The sequence below is a fragment of the Achromobacter veterisilvae genome (assembly GCF_037619525.1).
In the GTDB taxonomy this organism is placed as follows: domain Bacteria; phylum Pseudomonadota; class Gammaproteobacteria; order Burkholderiales; family Burkholderiaceae_B; genus Achromobacter; species Achromobacter veterisilvae.
Window position 1 is genome coordinate 2,872,063 of the sequence record NZ_CP148753.1, and the last position, 14,071, is coordinate 2,886,133.

12 protein-coding genes are annotated in these 14,071 nt (G+C 68.1%); 8 read left to right on the top strand and 4 right to left on the bottom strand.

What is annotated here, in order from left to right:
* Positions 1 to 56: 56 nt before the first annotated feature.
* A complete protein-coding gene (gene cynR / locus WHX56_RS13230) occupies positions 57 to 977 on the bottom strand; it encodes a transcriptional regulator CynR (RefSeq protein WP_129242645.1) in 921 nt (306 codons plus the stop codon).
* Between the two features lie 199 nt (positions 978 to 1,176).
* Between cynR and WHX56_RS13235 the strand changes: the two genes are divergently transcribed.
* The 4 genes from WHX56_RS13235 (at position 1,177) to WHX56_RS13250 (ending at position 5,578) form a co-directional block, all read left to right on the top strand.
* The gene (locus WHX56_RS13235) at positions 1,177 to 2,373 is read left to right on the top strand and encodes a muconate/chloromuconate family cycloisomerase (RefSeq protein ID WP_338881778.1); all 1,197 of its coding nucleotides are present in this window, start codon (positions 1,177 to 1,179) and stop codon (positions 2,371 to 2,373) included.
* Between the two features lie 40 nt (positions 2,374 to 2,413).
* The gene (locus tag WHX56_RS13240) at positions 2,414 to 3,328 is read left to right on the top strand and encodes a dioxygenase (protein WP_129242647.1); all 915 of its coding nucleotides are present in this window, start codon (positions 2,414 to 2,416) and stop codon (positions 3,326 to 3,328) included.
* 93 nt (positions 3,329 to 3,421) lie between these two features.
* Positions 3,422 to 4,768 carry an MFS transporter gene (locus WHX56_RS13245; RefSeq protein WP_287752534.1) on the top strand — a complete coding sequence of 449 codons (1,347 nt, stop codon included), beginning with the start codon at positions 3,422 to 3,424 and terminating at the stop codon, positions 4,766 to 4,768.
* A 21-nt stretch (positions 4,769 to 4,789) separates the two neighbouring features.
* Entirely contained in the window at positions 4,790 to 5,578 is a 789-nt protein-coding gene (locus tag WHX56_RS13250; RefSeq protein ID WP_338881436.1) for a 1,6-dihydroxycyclohexa-2,4-diene-1-carboxylate dehydrogenase, read from the top strand.
* A 40-nt stretch (positions 5,579 to 5,618) separates the two neighbouring features.
* Here the strand turns inward: WHX56_RS13250 and WHX56_RS13255 are convergent, their stop codons facing one another.
* Positions 5,619 to 6,011 (bottom strand): tautomerase family protein, encoded by a 393-nt coding sequence (locus WHX56_RS13255; protein WP_129242652.1) that lies wholly within the window; start codon positions 6,009 to 6,011, stop codon positions 5,619 to 5,621.
* 108 nt (positions 6,012 to 6,119) lie between these two features.
* Here WHX56_RS13255 and WHX56_RS13260 point away from each other — a divergent pair, with 108 nt between their 5' ends.
* Complete coding sequence (locus WHX56_RS13260; RefSeq protein ID WP_129242654.1) at positions 6,120 to 6,983, top strand: LysR family transcriptional regulator; 864 nt, start codon at positions 6,120 to 6,122, stop codon at positions 6,981 to 6,983.
* Here WHX56_RS13260 and WHX56_RS13265 read toward each other — a convergent pair.
* Complete coding sequence (locus tag WHX56_RS13265; protein ID WP_338881438.1) at positions 6,967 to 7,908, bottom strand: LysR family transcriptional regulator; 942 nt, start codon at positions 7,906 to 7,908, stop codon at positions 6,967 to 6,969. The genes WHX56_RS13260 and WHX56_RS13265 overlap by 17 nt on opposite strands.
* A gap of 128 nt (positions 7,909 to 8,036) precedes the next feature.
* Here WHX56_RS13265 and WHX56_RS13270 point away from each other — a divergent pair, with 128 nt between their 5' ends.
* Both WHX56_RS13270 and WHX56_RS13275 read left to right on the top strand, forming a co-directional pair.
* Complete coding sequence (locus WHX56_RS13270; protein ID WP_338881439.1) at positions 8,037 to 9,020, top strand: Bug family tripartite tricarboxylate transporter substrate binding protein; 984 nt, start codon at positions 8,037 to 8,039, stop codon at positions 9,018 to 9,020.
* Between the two features lie 66 nt (positions 9,021 to 9,086).
* Positions 9,087 to 10,511, top strand: a complete 1,425-nt coding sequence (locus tag WHX56_RS13275; RefSeq protein WP_338881441.1) for a M20 family metallopeptidase — start codon at positions 9,087 to 9,089, stop codon at positions 10,509 to 10,511.
* Positions 10,512 to 10,546: 35 nt separating this feature from the next.
* Here the strand turns inward: WHX56_RS13275 and WHX56_RS13280 are convergent, their stop codons facing one another.
* Positions 10,547 to 11,173: a TIGR00730 family Rossman fold protein gene (locus tag WHX56_RS13280; RefSeq protein ID WP_287754542.1), complete on the bottom strand. Its 627-nt coding sequence runs from the start codon at positions 11,171 to 11,173 to the stop codon at positions 10,547 to 10,549.
* A 64-nt stretch (positions 11,174 to 11,237) separates the two neighbouring features.
* On the opposite strand from WHX56_RS13280, the gene polA reads away from it, so the two are divergent.
* On the top strand, positions 11,238 to 13,955 hold the full coding sequence (polA, locus tag WHX56_RS13285) for a DNA polymerase I (protein WP_129242662.1): 2,718 nt from the start codon (positions 11,238 to 11,240) through the stop codon (positions 13,953 to 13,955).
* Positions 13,956 to 14,071 lie beyond the last annotated feature (116 nt).

Here is a 14,071-nt window from a genome sequence, read left to right on the forward strand (position 1 = left end):
AGGCCGCACACTTCCGGGTGTGCGGTTTTTTTTCGCCGGCCGGCCGTGGCCCCGGTTCAGGCGCGCGAGGCGGCGGCGCCCGGCAGGCGCTGGGTGGCGGTCAGCAATCTGGCCGAAAACTCCAGCGCCGCCCGGCTGCGCGAGGCATCCCGGCGCCACAGGATGGCGGCGCGGCGGACCGTGGCGGGCTCGGTCAGGACGATGCTCTTCAATGCCGAGCCGGCCTCGTTCGCCGCCTGCTGCGCGGCGTGCTCGGCGGAGATCGTCGCCAGCGCGCCTTGGCGGCACAGGTGTATCAGGGCGTCCACCGATTCCATTTCCACCCGCACGTCGGGCTTCAGGCCCGCCGTGAGGCAGGCGGCGTCTATCATGCGGCGGGTCGCGAAGCTGCGCGGCAGCAACGCCAGCGGGACGCCTTCCAGTTCGCGCATGCGCAGGCTGCGGCGGGCGGCCAGCGGATGCCGTTTGCTCACGACCACCTGCAGCCGCTCTTCGAACAGCGGCTGGGCCTCGATTTCTTCGCGCAGCGCCGGGTGGAACGAAATTCCCAGGTCCAGTTGGCCCGCGATCAGCAGTTCCTCGATGGGGCCGGCCCGAAGGTCACGCACGTGTATCTGGACCTTGGGAAACGCCAGGCTGAACCCCGCCACGGCGTCGGGGACGAAGTGGGTCAGGAAGGTCGGAATGACGCCGATTGTGAGGGAGCCCGCCTGCAGGCCGGCCAGATCCGCGAGCGCCATCTTTCCCGCTTCGATCTCCTGCAGGGCCCGGCTCGCGTGATCGCGCAGCACCTTGCCCGCCTGCGACAGCCGCAGGCCCCGCCCGATGCGGTCGAACAGGGGCATGTTCAGCTCTTCCTCCAGTTGCCGCAGCCCGTGGGACAAGGTGGACTGGGTTACGTGCAGGGCGTCCGCGGAACGGGTCAGGTGTTCGGTTTCCGCCACGCTGAGGAAGTAGCGGAGCTGACGGATTTCCATGGTTTTTTCCTCGCGTAATCCCGGATGGACTGATGTATTTCCATCGATTATTGCTACCTGATCGTTCGATTCTATCGAATGTTCCATTGAAAATAAATCATTGGATGCAAACGGAGCCGAGTCCTAATCTGCGGGCATCATCCATGGCAGCAGACTTATGACCTCCGTTTCGACCCATGCGCCCACGCGGGCGCCGATCATGCAGAACGATTCGGCCTGGCGCATCGAGCGCATCCAGGCGCGGATCGTCGATATCCCGACCATCCGGCCCCACAAGTTTTCCTTCGGCGCGATCAATCGGCAGAGCCCTGTCATCGTGCAGCTCTGGCTGGCCAACGGCGCCTGCGGTTTCGGCGAGGCGGCCACCATCGGCGGGCCTTCGTGGAACGAAGAATCGCCCGAGACCATCCTGCACGCGATCCAGGAGTATCTGGCTCCGGCCGCGACGGGCGGTGACGCCCGCAAGTTCTGCGAGCACTTCGCGCGCTTCGAGGCCGTCTGCAAGGGCAATATGTTCGCCAAGAGCGCCGTGGAAATGGCGCTCGTGGACGCGGTGGCGCGCAGCCTGGACGTGCCCGCGTGGCAACTGCTGGGCGGCAAGCGGATTCAAAGCCTGCCCCTGGCATGGACGCTGGCCAGCGGCGATTCGCGGCTCGACCTGGAAGAGGCCGAAAAAATGCTCCAGTCGCGCCGCCACCGCTTGTTCAAGCTCAAGATCGGCGCGCGCAGCCCGGCCGACGACGTCGAGCACGTGGAGCGCATCGCGCGCGGCCTGGACGGCCGCGCCACCATGACGGTGGATGTGAACCAGGCGTGGGACGGCAACACCGCGCGCCGCTTCCTGCCCAGGCTGGTGGACGCCGGCGTGACGCTGATCGAGCAGCCCGTCGCCAAATGGAACGTGCAGGCACTGCGCGAAGCCACGCAGGCGCTGGGAGACACCGCCCTGGTCATGGCCGACGAGAGCCTGTGCTCGCCGCAGGATGCGTTCCAACTGGCGTCCCAACGCGCGTGCCACGTGTTTTCGCTCAAGGTCGCCAAGCACGGCGGCCTGCTGCGGACGCGCGAAGTCGCGGCGATCGCCGACGCGGCCGACATCGGCTGGTACGGCGGCACCATGCTGGAGACTTCGCTGGGCAGCGCCGCGTCCGCCCACGTCTTCGCCACGCTTTCGGACCGGCACCACGGCTGCGAACTGTTCGGTCCGCAACTGCTGGTCGACGACATCGTCGGGCAGCCGATGGAAGTGCGCGATTTTGAACTTCAACTGCCCGACGGGCCGGGTTTCGGCGTGGAGGTGGACGCAAAGCGTCTCGACCGCTACGACCGGGCCCGCCAGGGATTGGCGCCGAAGACCGTCGACTTCGGCCGCAGGCACGCGGAGTCCGGGAATTGACCCGCCGCTTTCTCGCTTACTACACAAAAGGAGACGCATCATGGCTGAATATACCCAGCAACAATTATTGGACCTGGTCAACAGTTCCCAGGTGAACCCCGGCAACGAACGGGTCAGGCAGATCTCGCAGCGCATCGTGTCGGACCTGTTTCGCGCGATCGACGACCTCGACATCAAGCCCGACGAGTTCTGGGCCGGCGTGAATTGGCTTGCCCGGCTGGGCGCCAGCGGCCAGATCGGCCTGATCACCGCGGGCCTGGGGTTCGACCGCCTGATCGACATCCGCGAGGAAGAGGCCGACGAGGCCGCCAATCGGGCCGCGGGCACGCCGCGCGCGATCGAGGGGCCGCTCTACATCGCGGGCGCGCCGCTGTCCGAGGGACAGGCGCGGCTGGACGAGGATCCGCCCCGCGGCGAGGTCCTGGTCATGGAAGGCCAGGTGCGCGACACGGACGGCAATCCCGTCGCCGGCGCGCTCCTGGACGTCTGGCACGCCAATGAACTGGGCCGCTATTCGCACTTCGATCCCGACCAGGAGGACTATCACCTGCGCCGCAAGATCCGGACGGACGCGCAGGGCCGCTACCGCTTCCGCAGCTTCATTCCCCCGGGCTATGCGATTCCGCCCGCCAGCCCGACTTCCGAACTGTTCGAAGCCCTGGGCCGCCATGGCAACCGTCCGGCCCACATCCATTTCCTGGTGGCCGCCGAGAATCTGCGCACGCTGACGACCCAGGTCAACATCCCGGGCGATACCTTCCTGGACGACGATTTCGCCTTCGCCACGCGCGACGGGCTGGTCGTCGAATTGCAGCCGGGCACGCCGCCCGCCGGCTACGAGAGCCTGGGCGTGAACGCGCCGTTCACGCGCGTCTGTTTCGACTTCGTGATGCAGCCGGCGCTGGACGCGGACGAGGCCCGGCCGGAAGCCCGGATGGACCGCGTCGCCGCCTAGATCCCGGCGGCGCCATTGTCCGGCGCCGCCTTCGCCCCATTCAAAAAATACCCGGCGCGGCGCCGATACCGCCGCGCCATGGAGACAAGCAAGATGAGCACTTCCTCCAGTTGGTCGATTCCGACGCTGATCGACCAGGAGCGCCTTGGCGCGTTCCAGTGGCGCGTCCTGATCCTGTGTTTCATGATCGCGCTGTTCGACGGATTCGACACGCAGGCGATCGCCTTCACGGGACCGGCCATCCTGGCCGCATTCAACCTGCAGGCGGGCGCGCTCGCGCCCATCCTGACGGCGGGCATCGTCGGCATGACGGTGGGCGCCATGACCCTGGGCCTGATCGGCGACCGCATCGGCCGCCGGCCCGCGATCATGATCGGCCTGGCCCTGTTCGGCCTGTCCACGCTGGCCACGGCCTGGGCGACCGACACCACCCACATCCTGGTGCTGCGCTTCATCGCGGGCCTGGGCATGGGCGGCTGCACTCCGGTGCTGCTGGCCCTGGCCGCGGAATACGGTCCGGCCCGCCTGCGCGGCGCCATCATGACGGGCGTCCTGCTGGGCTTGCCGGCCGGCGCCATGCTGGGCGGATTGCTGGCCGCCAGGATGCTGCCGGTCATCGGCTGGGAAGGCATCTTCGTGGTGGGCGGCCTGGCGCCTCTGGCCCTGCTGGCGGTCACCGCGCTGATACTGCCCGAGTCGCTGTATTTCAAGGCCACCCGCCGCGATCCCGACAGCCAGCGCTACATCGCGCGCGTCCTCTCCATGATCTCCCGCCGCAAGCTGGACGCCGACGCGCGCTTCACCGTGCCGGAAGAATCGGTCGCCAAGGCCAGCGTCAAGGCGCTGTTCTCGGGCGGGCATGGCGGCAAGACCGTGGCCATCTGGTCGGTGTACCTGTTGAACTGGGTCGCGTGGTTCATGCTGCTGTCGTGGCTGCCCACGGTGTTGAAGGCCGCCGGCCTGCCCGCCGCGCAGGCGCCGATGGGGACCGTGATCGTCAACGCCGTCTTCATCATCTGCGCGATTCCGCTGTCGTTCCTGCTGCCCCGCGTGAACACCCGGCGGCTGCTGGGCGCGATGTTCGCCCTGGGCATCGCGGTGGCCATCGGCCTGAGCTACGCGGGCGACAACTGGACGCTGGTGTTCATCCTGGTCGGCGCCGCCGGCCTGGGCATCGGCGGGCAGCAGATCGCGCTGAACTACCTGATCGTGGGCGCCTATCCCACCGCCTTGCGCGCCACGGCCGCCGGCTGGGCCATCGGCATGGGACGCGCCGGCGCGATCGCGGGATCCGCCATCGGCGGCTCGTTCCTGGCCTGGGGCGGCCCGTCGGGCTTCTTCCTGGCCCTGGCCGTGCCCCTGGCCGTCGCGGCGCTCGCGGTGCTGAGCATCAAGCTTTCCCACGCGCCTTCCAACGCGGCGCTGTCCGCTGCCCACTAACCCATGACGAGTCGCCATTCCATGTTTACGCATCAACGCTTCGAGGGGCAGGTGGCCCTGGTCACGGGCGCCGCCCAGGGCGTGGGCCGGGCCGCGGCCCTGCGCCTGGCCGCCGAGGGCGCGCAGGTCGTCGTCGTGGACCGCGCGGAGGTCCAGGGCGCCGCCGTGGCCGAAGAGATCCGCGCCGCCGGCGGGCGCGCCCGCTTTGTCCAGGCCGACCTGGAAACACACGAAGGCGCGCAGTCCATGGTCCAGTCCGCCCTGGAGATCAACGGCCGCATCGACGTGTCCGTGCACAACGTGGGCGGCACCATCTGGGCCAAGCCGTTCTGGGAATACACGCCGGAACAGATGCAGCGCGAGGTCAACCGCTCGCTGTGGCCCACGCTGTGGTCCTGCCGCGCCGTCATTCCGGTGATGCGCGAGCAGGGCGCCGGGGCCATCGTCAATGTGGGCTCCAACGCCACGCGCGGGATCTACCGGGTGCCGTATTCCGCGTCCAAGGGCGGCGTGCACGCGGCAACCGTCTGCATGGCGCTGGAGCTCGCGAAATCGGGCGTGCGGGTGAATTGCGTGTCGCCGGGCGCTCTGGACAACGGCGTGCGCGCCATTCCCCGCAACGCCGAGCCGCCGTCCGAGCAGGAGACCGCCTGGATGAAGGAGATGTACGTCTCCTGCCTGAAGGACACGCCGCAGGACCGGCTGGGCCAGGCCGACGAGGTGGCCGCGGCGATCTGCTTCATGGCCGCGCCCGAGGCGTCGTACATCACCGGCCAGATCATGTACGTGGCGGGCGGGGATATCGGCTGAGCCCCGCGGCTGAGCCCCGCGGCGGGGGGCGGCGCGGCGGTCAGCCGTGCTGGTGGCGGTATTCCTGCGTCGCCCCGCCGTATCCGTACGCCGCCGCGCGCGCGTCGATCACGTGCACGTACGAGCACTCGTGCAGTTCGCCCAGGATGTCCTGGAAGGCCGCGTAGACGTCCTTGATGAAGCGCGCCTTCTCGGCCTTGGTGTTGGTTTCGTCGGTGACGCTGATGTCCAGGTGGAAGGCATTCCTGCCCTGTTCGGACAGCGGCCGGCCGCCGATGAACCAGAGGTCGTGGGGAATGTGCTGCAGCGTGATCGCGATGACGGGCAGTTTCTTGCCCAGCACGGATTGGGTCAGCCCGGCGGCGGCGTCCACCACGCGGCGGTCGCGGGCGGCGTCGGGATGGCCGGAAAGGTGGATCACGATGTGGGGCATGGCGGAACTCCTGTCGGTGATGGGAATGCAGCCAGTCTAGGCGCCGCATTGACATCGGAAACGCGGGAAATTACGATTCCATCCATCGAAGAAACCGTTGGATAAGCCATGTCCGGATTCGACCTCGACCAATTGCGCACCCTGGTCGCCGTGCTCGATGCCGGCAGCTTGACGGCCGCCGCGCCGAGAGTGTTCCTGTCGCAGTCTTCGGTCAGCGAGCAGATGCGCAAGCTCGAGGAGCGCGCCGGGCAGCCCCTGCTGGTGCGCGGCAAGGGCGGCGTGGCCCCGACGCCGGCGGGGGAACGCCTGCTGGCCCACGCGCGCGCCATCCTGGCGCTGAGCGACGAGGCCTACCGCGACCTGCGCGGCGTGGCGCTGCGCGGCGAACTGCGCCTGTGCGTCACGGATTACTTCCGCCCCGGCGACGTGGCGCGCCTGTTGCGCAGGCTGAACGAGCAATATCCGCAAGTGCGCCTGCACGTCACCATCATGAAGAGCGGCGCGATCGAGGCGGCCTACGAGCGCGGCGAAATCGACGTCGGGATTTCGATGTCCATCCAGGAACGCGGCGCCGCGCGGGGCCGCGCCCAGGGCGCGCTGCTGCGGCGCGAACCGCTCTTGTGGATGGCGGCCGACGGGCGGGCGGCGGCATCGGGCGAGGAATTGCCGCTGCTGGTGCTGCCGGAAACCTGCGCGCTGCGGCAATTCGTCGAGCGCCTGCTGTCGCGCCGCGGCATCCCGTATTCGGTGGCCCACGTGGCCTCCGGCGTGGCGGGGCTGCAACTGGCGGTGGCGGCGGGGCTGGGCGTGGCCTGCCTGAACGAGTCCTCCCTGGCGCCGGGCATTGCGCGCCTGCGCGCGCCTGGCCTGCCGGCCTTGCCGGCGGTGGAGTTCCGTCTACTGCCCGCGCGGCCGGGCGAAAGCGAATTCGTCGGCCTGGCGCGCGAGGCCATCGTCAAGGCGATGGGCTAGGGCCCGTTCCCAGCCAGTCCAGGAAATCGCGGCCCGGTCCGCTGTCGCGGACGATCGCGCCTATCGGCAGGAACGCGCCGGGGGAGGCGATGTCCACGCGCTGGAAATGCCCGCGCTGCATGTACCAGCCGGCCAGGGTCCGCGGCACCATCGCCAGGGCCTGCTGAGCCTGCATGACGGCGATGAGCAGCGGCATGGGAGGCGCGGCGCTGGCCAGCCTGCACAGGCGGGGAACGACGCCGGCGCGCTCGAAGAAGGCCTTGAAGACCGCGTGGATGGCCAATTCCGGCCGGGGCTCGATCCAGAGCTGCGAGGCGGCCTGCGCGGCCGTGGGCGAGCAGCCCGGCTCCAGCAGGGGATGGCCCGCGGCCGCCACGATCAGCGCTTCGTCCTGTTGCAGCGGCACGAATTCCAGGCCGGCCGGCACCGCGTCGGGCTGCCGGCACAGCAGCATGTCCAGGCCGCCGTTGGCGGCCTGCGGCAGCAGGTGTTCGCGGCTGCCTTCCACGATTTCCACTTGCAGTCCGGGCCGCGCGTTCATGTAGGCGGGCAGGCGTTCGGCCAGCAGGCCGCCGCTGGCCGCAGGAATGGCGCCCAGCCGCAGGTAGCCGGTGGCGCCCTGGCGCAGGGCGGCCACGGAGTCGGTGGAGGCGCGCAAGGTCGTCAGCATGCCCCGGGCGCATTCGGCCATGAGCTGGCCGCTGCGCGTGGTCCGCATGCCGCGCGCATGGCGTTCGAACAGGCGCACGCCCAGCAGGCCTTCGATATCGGCCAGCGCGTGAGTGGCCGCGGGCTGGCTCATGCCGGCGTGGCTGGCCGCCTGCTGGATGCTGCCGAGGTCGGCGATGCCGGCGAGCAATTGCAGGTGCCGCAGCCGGCCCTTGGCGAGCAGGCGGGCCAGCAGGGTGGCGGGGGCGACGTCCATGAGAGGTGGTTCAAGATATTCAAAATTTGAATATATAACCCCATTAATGTATTTGAAATAAGGATATGCCCTGGCCACAATGCAGCGATTCCTTTCATTGCTTCCTTTCCCAAGGAGTGGCCCCGTCCATGAAGTACCGCCTGCTGCATGCCCTCGTCTGCGCCGTGACCCTCGGCGCGTGTTCCCTGGCGGCCGCCCAGGGCGGATATCCGTCCCAGCCCGTGCGCCTCATCGTGCCCTTCGCGCCCGGCGGATCCACGGACGTGCTGGCCCGCGCGGTGGCCGACGGCCTGCGCAAGGAACTGGGCCAGAGCGTGGTGGTGGAAAACCGCGCGGGCGCGGGCGGCCTGATCGGCATCGAGGCCGTGGCGCGGGCGCAGGCCGACGGCTACACGCTGGGCATGGCGACGGTCAGCACCATGGCCGTCAATCCGCTGCTGTACGGCACCCAGCGGGTCGATCCGGCGACGCAATTGAAACCGGTGGCGACGGTGGCGACGGTGCCGGTCGTGTGGATGGTGAACCCGGCGTTTCCAGCGCAGGACTTCGCGCAATTCCTGGCCGAACTCCGCGCGCATCCCGGCAAGTATTCCTACGGCTCGCCGGGCGTGGGCTCGCTGGGGCACCTGAACCTGGCGGCCATGAACGCCGACCTGAAAGTGGACGTGCTGCACGTGCCGTACCGCGGCATGGGGCCGGCGCTGACCGCGGCGGTGGGCGGGGAGGTGCAGGTGCAGCAGGACCAGTACGCGTCGGCGCAATCGCTGATCAAGGCCGGCAAGCTGCGCGCGATCGCCGTGTCCGCGCCCGGGCGGCTGGAGGGCATGCCGGAACTGCCCACCCTGGCGGAGCTGGGTTATCCGCAGTTGAACGCGCTGGGCCAGACCTGGTTCGGCCTGGTCGCGCCGGCCGGCACGCCCGACGCCGTGGTGCTGCGCCTGAACCAGGCCGTGGACCGCGCGCTGGCCGACCCCGCGCTGGTGCGACGCCTGGCGGCCCTGGGCGCGCAGCCGGATTCGGGCACGCCGCAGGCATTCGCCGAGCGCATCGCCCGGACGCTGGCCGCCAACCGGAAAATCATTGAAACTGCCGGGATCAAGCTCGACGAGTAAGCGGCCTTTCCCGCCGGGCCGCCCCGAAGGAACCCGGCTCACACGACCCCTGCCACTGGAGAAACCATGGGTGCCATCGACAAACTCGCGCCGTTCATCGACGCGCGCAGCGAGCGTTACGCGGACCTGAGCGACCGCATCTGGAGCCTGGCGGAATTGCGCTACGACGAGCACAGGTCCGCCGAACTGCACATCGCGATGCTGGAGGAAGCCGGCTTCCGCATTACACGGGACGCCGCCGGCATCCCCACCGCGTTCGTGGCCGAGGCCGGCAGCGGCGGCCCGGTGATCGGCATCCTGGGGGAATACGACGCGCTGTCGGGCCTGAGCCAGGAAAGCGGCGCGTACGCCTGCCAGCCCTCGCCGGAAACCCCCAACGGCAATGGCCACGGCTGCGGCCACCATCTGCTGGGCACGGCCGCGCATTTCGCGGCGGCGGCGGTGAAGGAGTTCCTGGAAGCCAACGGGCTGCCCGGCACCATCCGCTTCTACGGCTGTCCGGCGGAAGAGGGCGGTTCGGGCAAGACCTTCATGGCGCGGGCGGGGCTGTTCGACGACCTGGACGCGGCGCTGACCTGGCATCCCACCTCGCACACGGGGATCTTCCACCAGTCGTCGCTGGCCAACATCCAGGCCTATTTCCGCTTCCGCGGCATCGCCGCGCATGCGGCGAATTCGCCGCACCTGGGCCGCAGCGCGCTGGACGCGGTCGAACTGATGAACGTGGGCGTGAACTACCTGCGCGAACACATGGTGCCGGACGCCCGGGTGCATTACGCCGTGACCAACAGCGGCGGCATTTCTCCCAACGTGGTGCAGGCCCGCGCCGAGGTGCTGTACCTGGTGCGCGCGCCCATCAACGCCCAGGCGGCGGAACTGTACGAACGCGTGCAGAACGTGGCGCGCGGCGCGGCGCTGATGACCGGCTGCGAACTGGAGATCGTCTTCGACAAGGCCTGCTCGAACTACATCCCGAACCGCGTGCTCAACGAGGTCATGTATGCCAACATGCTGGCGCTGCAAGGGCCGTCGTACACGGACGGCGAGCAGCAGGCCGCGCGCCGCATGTGGGACGCGATTTCCGAAGACGACATCGACAACGCCGGCAAGAACCTGGGCGCGGTGCTGCGCAACCCCACGCCGCTGTTCCAGGGCGTGGCGCCGTACGATCCCGCCAAGGCCGAGATCACCTACGGGTCCACCGACGTCGGCGACGTGAGCTGGGTCGCGCCCACCGCGCAGTGCTGGGGCGCCTGCTACGCCTACGGCACGCCGTTCCACTCCTGGCAGATGGTGGCGCAGGGCAAGATGTCGCTGGCGCACAAGGGCATGGTGCATGCGGCCAAGATCATCGCCGCGACGGCCGCCGATCTGTACACGCAGCCGCAGGCGCTGGCGCGCGCCAAGGAAGAACTGATCGAAACGAGGCGCGGGCAGCCGTACGTCTGCCCGATTCCGGCGGACGTGCTGCCGTCTTTCATGAGAGGGTAGAGTGCAGGGGGCGGCGTTACGCCGCCCCTTTTCCCTCAGGCCGGCAGAGACGGCGCGTATTGCGCGTCCGAGATGACCTTCGCGTGGAATTCCACCACCTTGCGCACCACCTTGACCGGATCGTCTTCGACGATGAATAGATCCAGGTCGTGCGCGCCGATCATGCCGTTGGCCAGCACCTGGCTGCCCAGCCAATCGACCAGGCCGTACCAGTATTCGCTGCCCACCAGTACGATGGGGGCGGGCGGGACCTTGCCCGTCTGGATGAGCGTCAACGCTTCGAAGAGTTCGTCCAGCGTGCCAAAACCGCCCGGCATCGCCACATAGGCGAAGCTGTGCATGAAAAATGTAGCCTTGCGGGAGAAAAAATACTCGAACGACAGGCTGATGGTTTGGTATTCGTTATTGTGCGCTTCGTGCGGCAGGCTGATGTTCAGCCCGATGCTGGTGCCTCCTGCCTCGAATGCGCCCTTGTTTGCTGCCTCCATGATGCCGGGGCCACCGCCTGCGATCACCGCGAAACCGGCGTCGGCCAGGGCGGCCGAGATCGCGACGGTGGTTTCATAGTGGGGGGAGTTCCGGCTGACTCGTGCACTGCCAAAGACGCTGACCGCGGGCCCGATATGCGCGAGCTCGTCTGCCGCCGTCCGTATCTCTGACATAATCAGCGGAATTTGTTTGTTGGCGGGTGTTTCCGCAGTTATTGCCATATCTGCCTTTGTAACCATGAAAAAAACCTTATTACTGGTCGACGGTTCAAGTTACTTGTACCGCGCTTTCCACGCTATGCCTGATTTGCGCAACGCGCAAGGCGAACCCACGGGGGCGCTCTATGGCGTGGTGAATATGTTGCGCAAGCTGGTATCTGACCATAAGGCAGAGTATGCCGCATGTATTTTCGATGCCCGCGGCAAGACGTTCCGCGACGACATCTATCCGGAGTACAAGTCGCATCGCCCGCCCATGCCGGAAGACCTGGCGGCGCAGATCGAGCCCATCCACCGCGCCGTGCGGGCGCTGGGCTGGCCGGTGCTGGCCATCGAAGGGGTGGAAGCCGACGACGTGATCGGCACCCTGGCCAAGCGGGCCGCCGAACACGACGTGCACACCATCGTGTCCACCGGCGACAAGGACCTGGCGCAACTGGTCAACAGCCACGTCACCCTGGTCAACACCATGAGCGGCGAAGTGCTGGACGAAGCCGGCGTGGCCAGCAAGTTCGGCGTTCCGCCCGACCGCATCGTGGATTACCTGATGCTGGTGGGCGACACGGTGGACAACGTCCCGGGCGTGACCAAGGTGGGCCCGAAGACGGCCGCCAAATGGATCACGGAATTCGGCTCCATCGACAAGCTGGTCGAAGGCGCGGACGGGGTCAAGGGCGTGGCGGGCAACAACCTGCGCGACGCCATTCCGAAGTTTCCGCTTACGCGCCAGTTGCTGACCGTGAAATGCGACTGCGACCTGGCGGGCCACGTCGACAGCGTCGACGACCTGACGCCGCGCCCGCGCGACGACGCGGCGCTGACCGAAATCTATGAACACTATGGCTTTCGCACCTGGCTGCGCGAGCTGACCGGCGACGCCGAGCGCGTGCCCGCGGGCGACGCCCGCATCGCCCACGACGCGCCCGCCGCGCCCACGGAACTGGACTACCGGATCATTTCGGATTGGGCCGGATTCGACGCCTGGATGGAGAAGCTGGAAGGGGCGTCCCTGGTGGCGCTGGACACCGAGACCACGTCGCTGGACCAGATGCAGGCCAGGCTTGTCGGCCTGTCGCTGGCGGTGGAGCCGGGCGTGGCCTGCTACATCCCGGTGGCGCACCGCGGCCCGGACGGCGCCACCCAGTTGCCCAAGGCCGAGGTGCTGGCGCGGCTGAAGCCGTGGCTGGAAGACGCCACGCGCGCCAAGTTGCTGCATCACGCCAAGTACGACGCCCACGTGCTCGCCAACGAAGGCATCAAGCTGGCGGGCATTGCCGAAGACACGATGCTGCAAGCCTATGTGCTGGAATCGCACCGCGGCGTGGGCCTGAACGACCTGGCCCAGCGCTATCTGGGCCGCAGCGGCGTGTCCTACGAGGACTTGTGCGGCAAGGGCGCCAAGCAGATCGGGTTCGATGAGGTCGCGGTCGACAAGGCCGGCCACTATGCCGCCGAAGACGCCGACTTCACCTTGCAGTTGCATCGGGTGCTGCGCCCGATGGTGGCGGCCGACGAAGGCCTGAACCGCATCTACCGGCTGGAAATACAGGTGTCGGCGGTGCTCACCACCATCGAGCGCAACGGCGTGAAGGTCGATGCCGCCGAACTGGGCCGCCAGAGCCACAAGCTGGGCCAGGAAATGCTGCGGCTGGAGCAGAAGGCCTATGAGCTGGCCGGGCAGCCTTTCAACCTGAATTCGCCCAAGCAATTGGGCGAGATCCTGTTCGACCGCATGCAGTTGCCGGTCGTGCGCAAGACCGCCGGCGGCGCGCCGTCCACCGACGAAGACGTGCTGACCAAGCTGGCGCAGGACTATCCGCTGCCGCAGGTGCTGCTGGAATACCGCGGCCTGTCCAAGCTGAAGTCCACCTATACGGACAAGCTGCCGCGCATGATCAATCCGGACACGGGGCGCGTGCACACGCGCTATTCCCAGGCGGCCGTGATCACCGGCCGCCTGGCCTCGTCCGATCCCAACCTGCAGAACATCCCGGTGCGCACCGAAGCCGGCCGCCGCGTGCGCGAGGCGTTCATCGCCGAGCAGGGCATGCTGCTGTCCGCCGACTACTCGCAGATCGAACTGCGCATCATGGCGCACGTGTCCGACGACGCCAACCTGCAACGCGCCTTCGCCGCGGGCGAGGACATCCACCGCGCCACGGCGTCGGAAGTGTTCGGCGTGCCGCTGGCGGACGTGTCCACGGAGCAGCGCCGCGCGGCCAAGGCCATCAACTTCGGCCTGATCTACGGCATGGGGGTGTTCGGCCTGGCGTCCAACCTGGGCATCACGCGCGACGCCGCGCAGGCCTATATCGACCGCTACTTCGCCCGCTATCCCGGCGTGGCGATGTACATGGAAGACACCCGCCGCCGGGCGCGCGAACAGGGCTATGTGGAAACCGTCTTCGGACGCCGCCTGCAACTGCCGGAGATCCGCGGCGCCTCCGGCCCGCGCCGGCAAGGGGCGGAGCGGGCGGCCATCAATGCGCCCATGCAGGGCACGGCGGCCGACCTGATCAAGATGGCCATGGTCGCGGTGCAGGATTGGCTGGAAGCCGAAAACCTCCAGACGCGCATGATCATGCAGGTGCACGATGAACTGGTGCTGGAAGCGCCGGACGCCGAACTGGATCTGGTCAAGGAAACGCTGCCGCGCCTGATGTGCAATGTGGCGACCTTGCGCGTTCCGCTCGTGGCCGAAGTCGGCATGGGCAAGAACTGGGAGCAGGCCCACTAGGGCGGGCCGCCGCCGCGCCGGCGGAATCGACGGGCCGCCTCCCGGGGCGGCCCATTTCCGGTTTTGGGATTGCAACAATATAATGTTGCGCTTCCCCGCCTCTAAATACGTCCCCC

Bases quoted from the DNA above. Each gene is read 5' to 3' on its own strand.
- WHX56_RS13260 (WP_129242654.1), top strand. From the start codon at position 6,120: ATGTCCGGATTCGACCTCGACCAATTGCGCACCCTGGTCGCCGTGCTC.
- cynR (WP_129242645.1), bottom strand. From the start codon at position 977: ATGGAAATCCGTCAGCTCCGCTACTTCCTCAGCGTGGCGGAAACCGAA.
- WHX56_RS13275 (WP_338881441.1), top strand. From the start codon at position 9,087: ATGGGTGCCATCGACAAACTCGCGCCGTTCATCGACGCGCGCAGCGAG.
- WHX56_RS13240 (WP_129242647.1), top strand. From the start codon at position 2,414: ATGGCTGAATATACCCAGCAACAATTATTGGACCTGGTCAACAGTTCC.
- WHX56_RS13280 (WP_287754542.1), bottom strand. From the start codon at position 11,173: ATGTCAGAGATACGGACGGCGGCAGACGAGCTCGCGCATATCGGGCCC.
- WHX56_RS13250 (WP_338881436.1), top strand. From the start codon at position 4,790: ATGTTTACGCATCAACGCTTCGAGGGGCAGGTGGCCCTGGTCACGGGC.
- WHX56_RS13255 (WP_129242652.1), bottom strand. From the start codon at position 6,011: ATGCCCCACATCGTGATCCACCTTTCCGGCCATCCCGACGCCGCCCGC.
- WHX56_RS13245 (WP_287752534.1), top strand. From the start codon at position 3,422: ATGAGCACTTCCTCCAGTTGGTCGATTCCGACGCTGATCGACCAGGAG.
- polA (WP_129242662.1), top strand. From the start codon at position 11,238: ATGAAAAAAACCTTATTACTGGTCGACGGTTCAAGTTACTTGTACCGC.
- WHX56_RS13270 (WP_338881439.1), top strand. From the start codon at position 8,037: ATGAAGTACCGCCTGCTGCATGCCCTCGTCTGCGCCGTGACCCTCGGC.
- WHX56_RS13235 (WP_338881778.1), top strand. From the start codon at position 1,177: ATGCAGAACGATTCGGCCTGGCGCATCGAGCGCATCCAGGCGCGGATC.
- WHX56_RS13265 (WP_338881438.1), bottom strand. From the start codon at position 7,908: ATGGACGTCGCCCCCGCCACCCTGCTGGCCCGCCTGCTCGCCAAGGGC.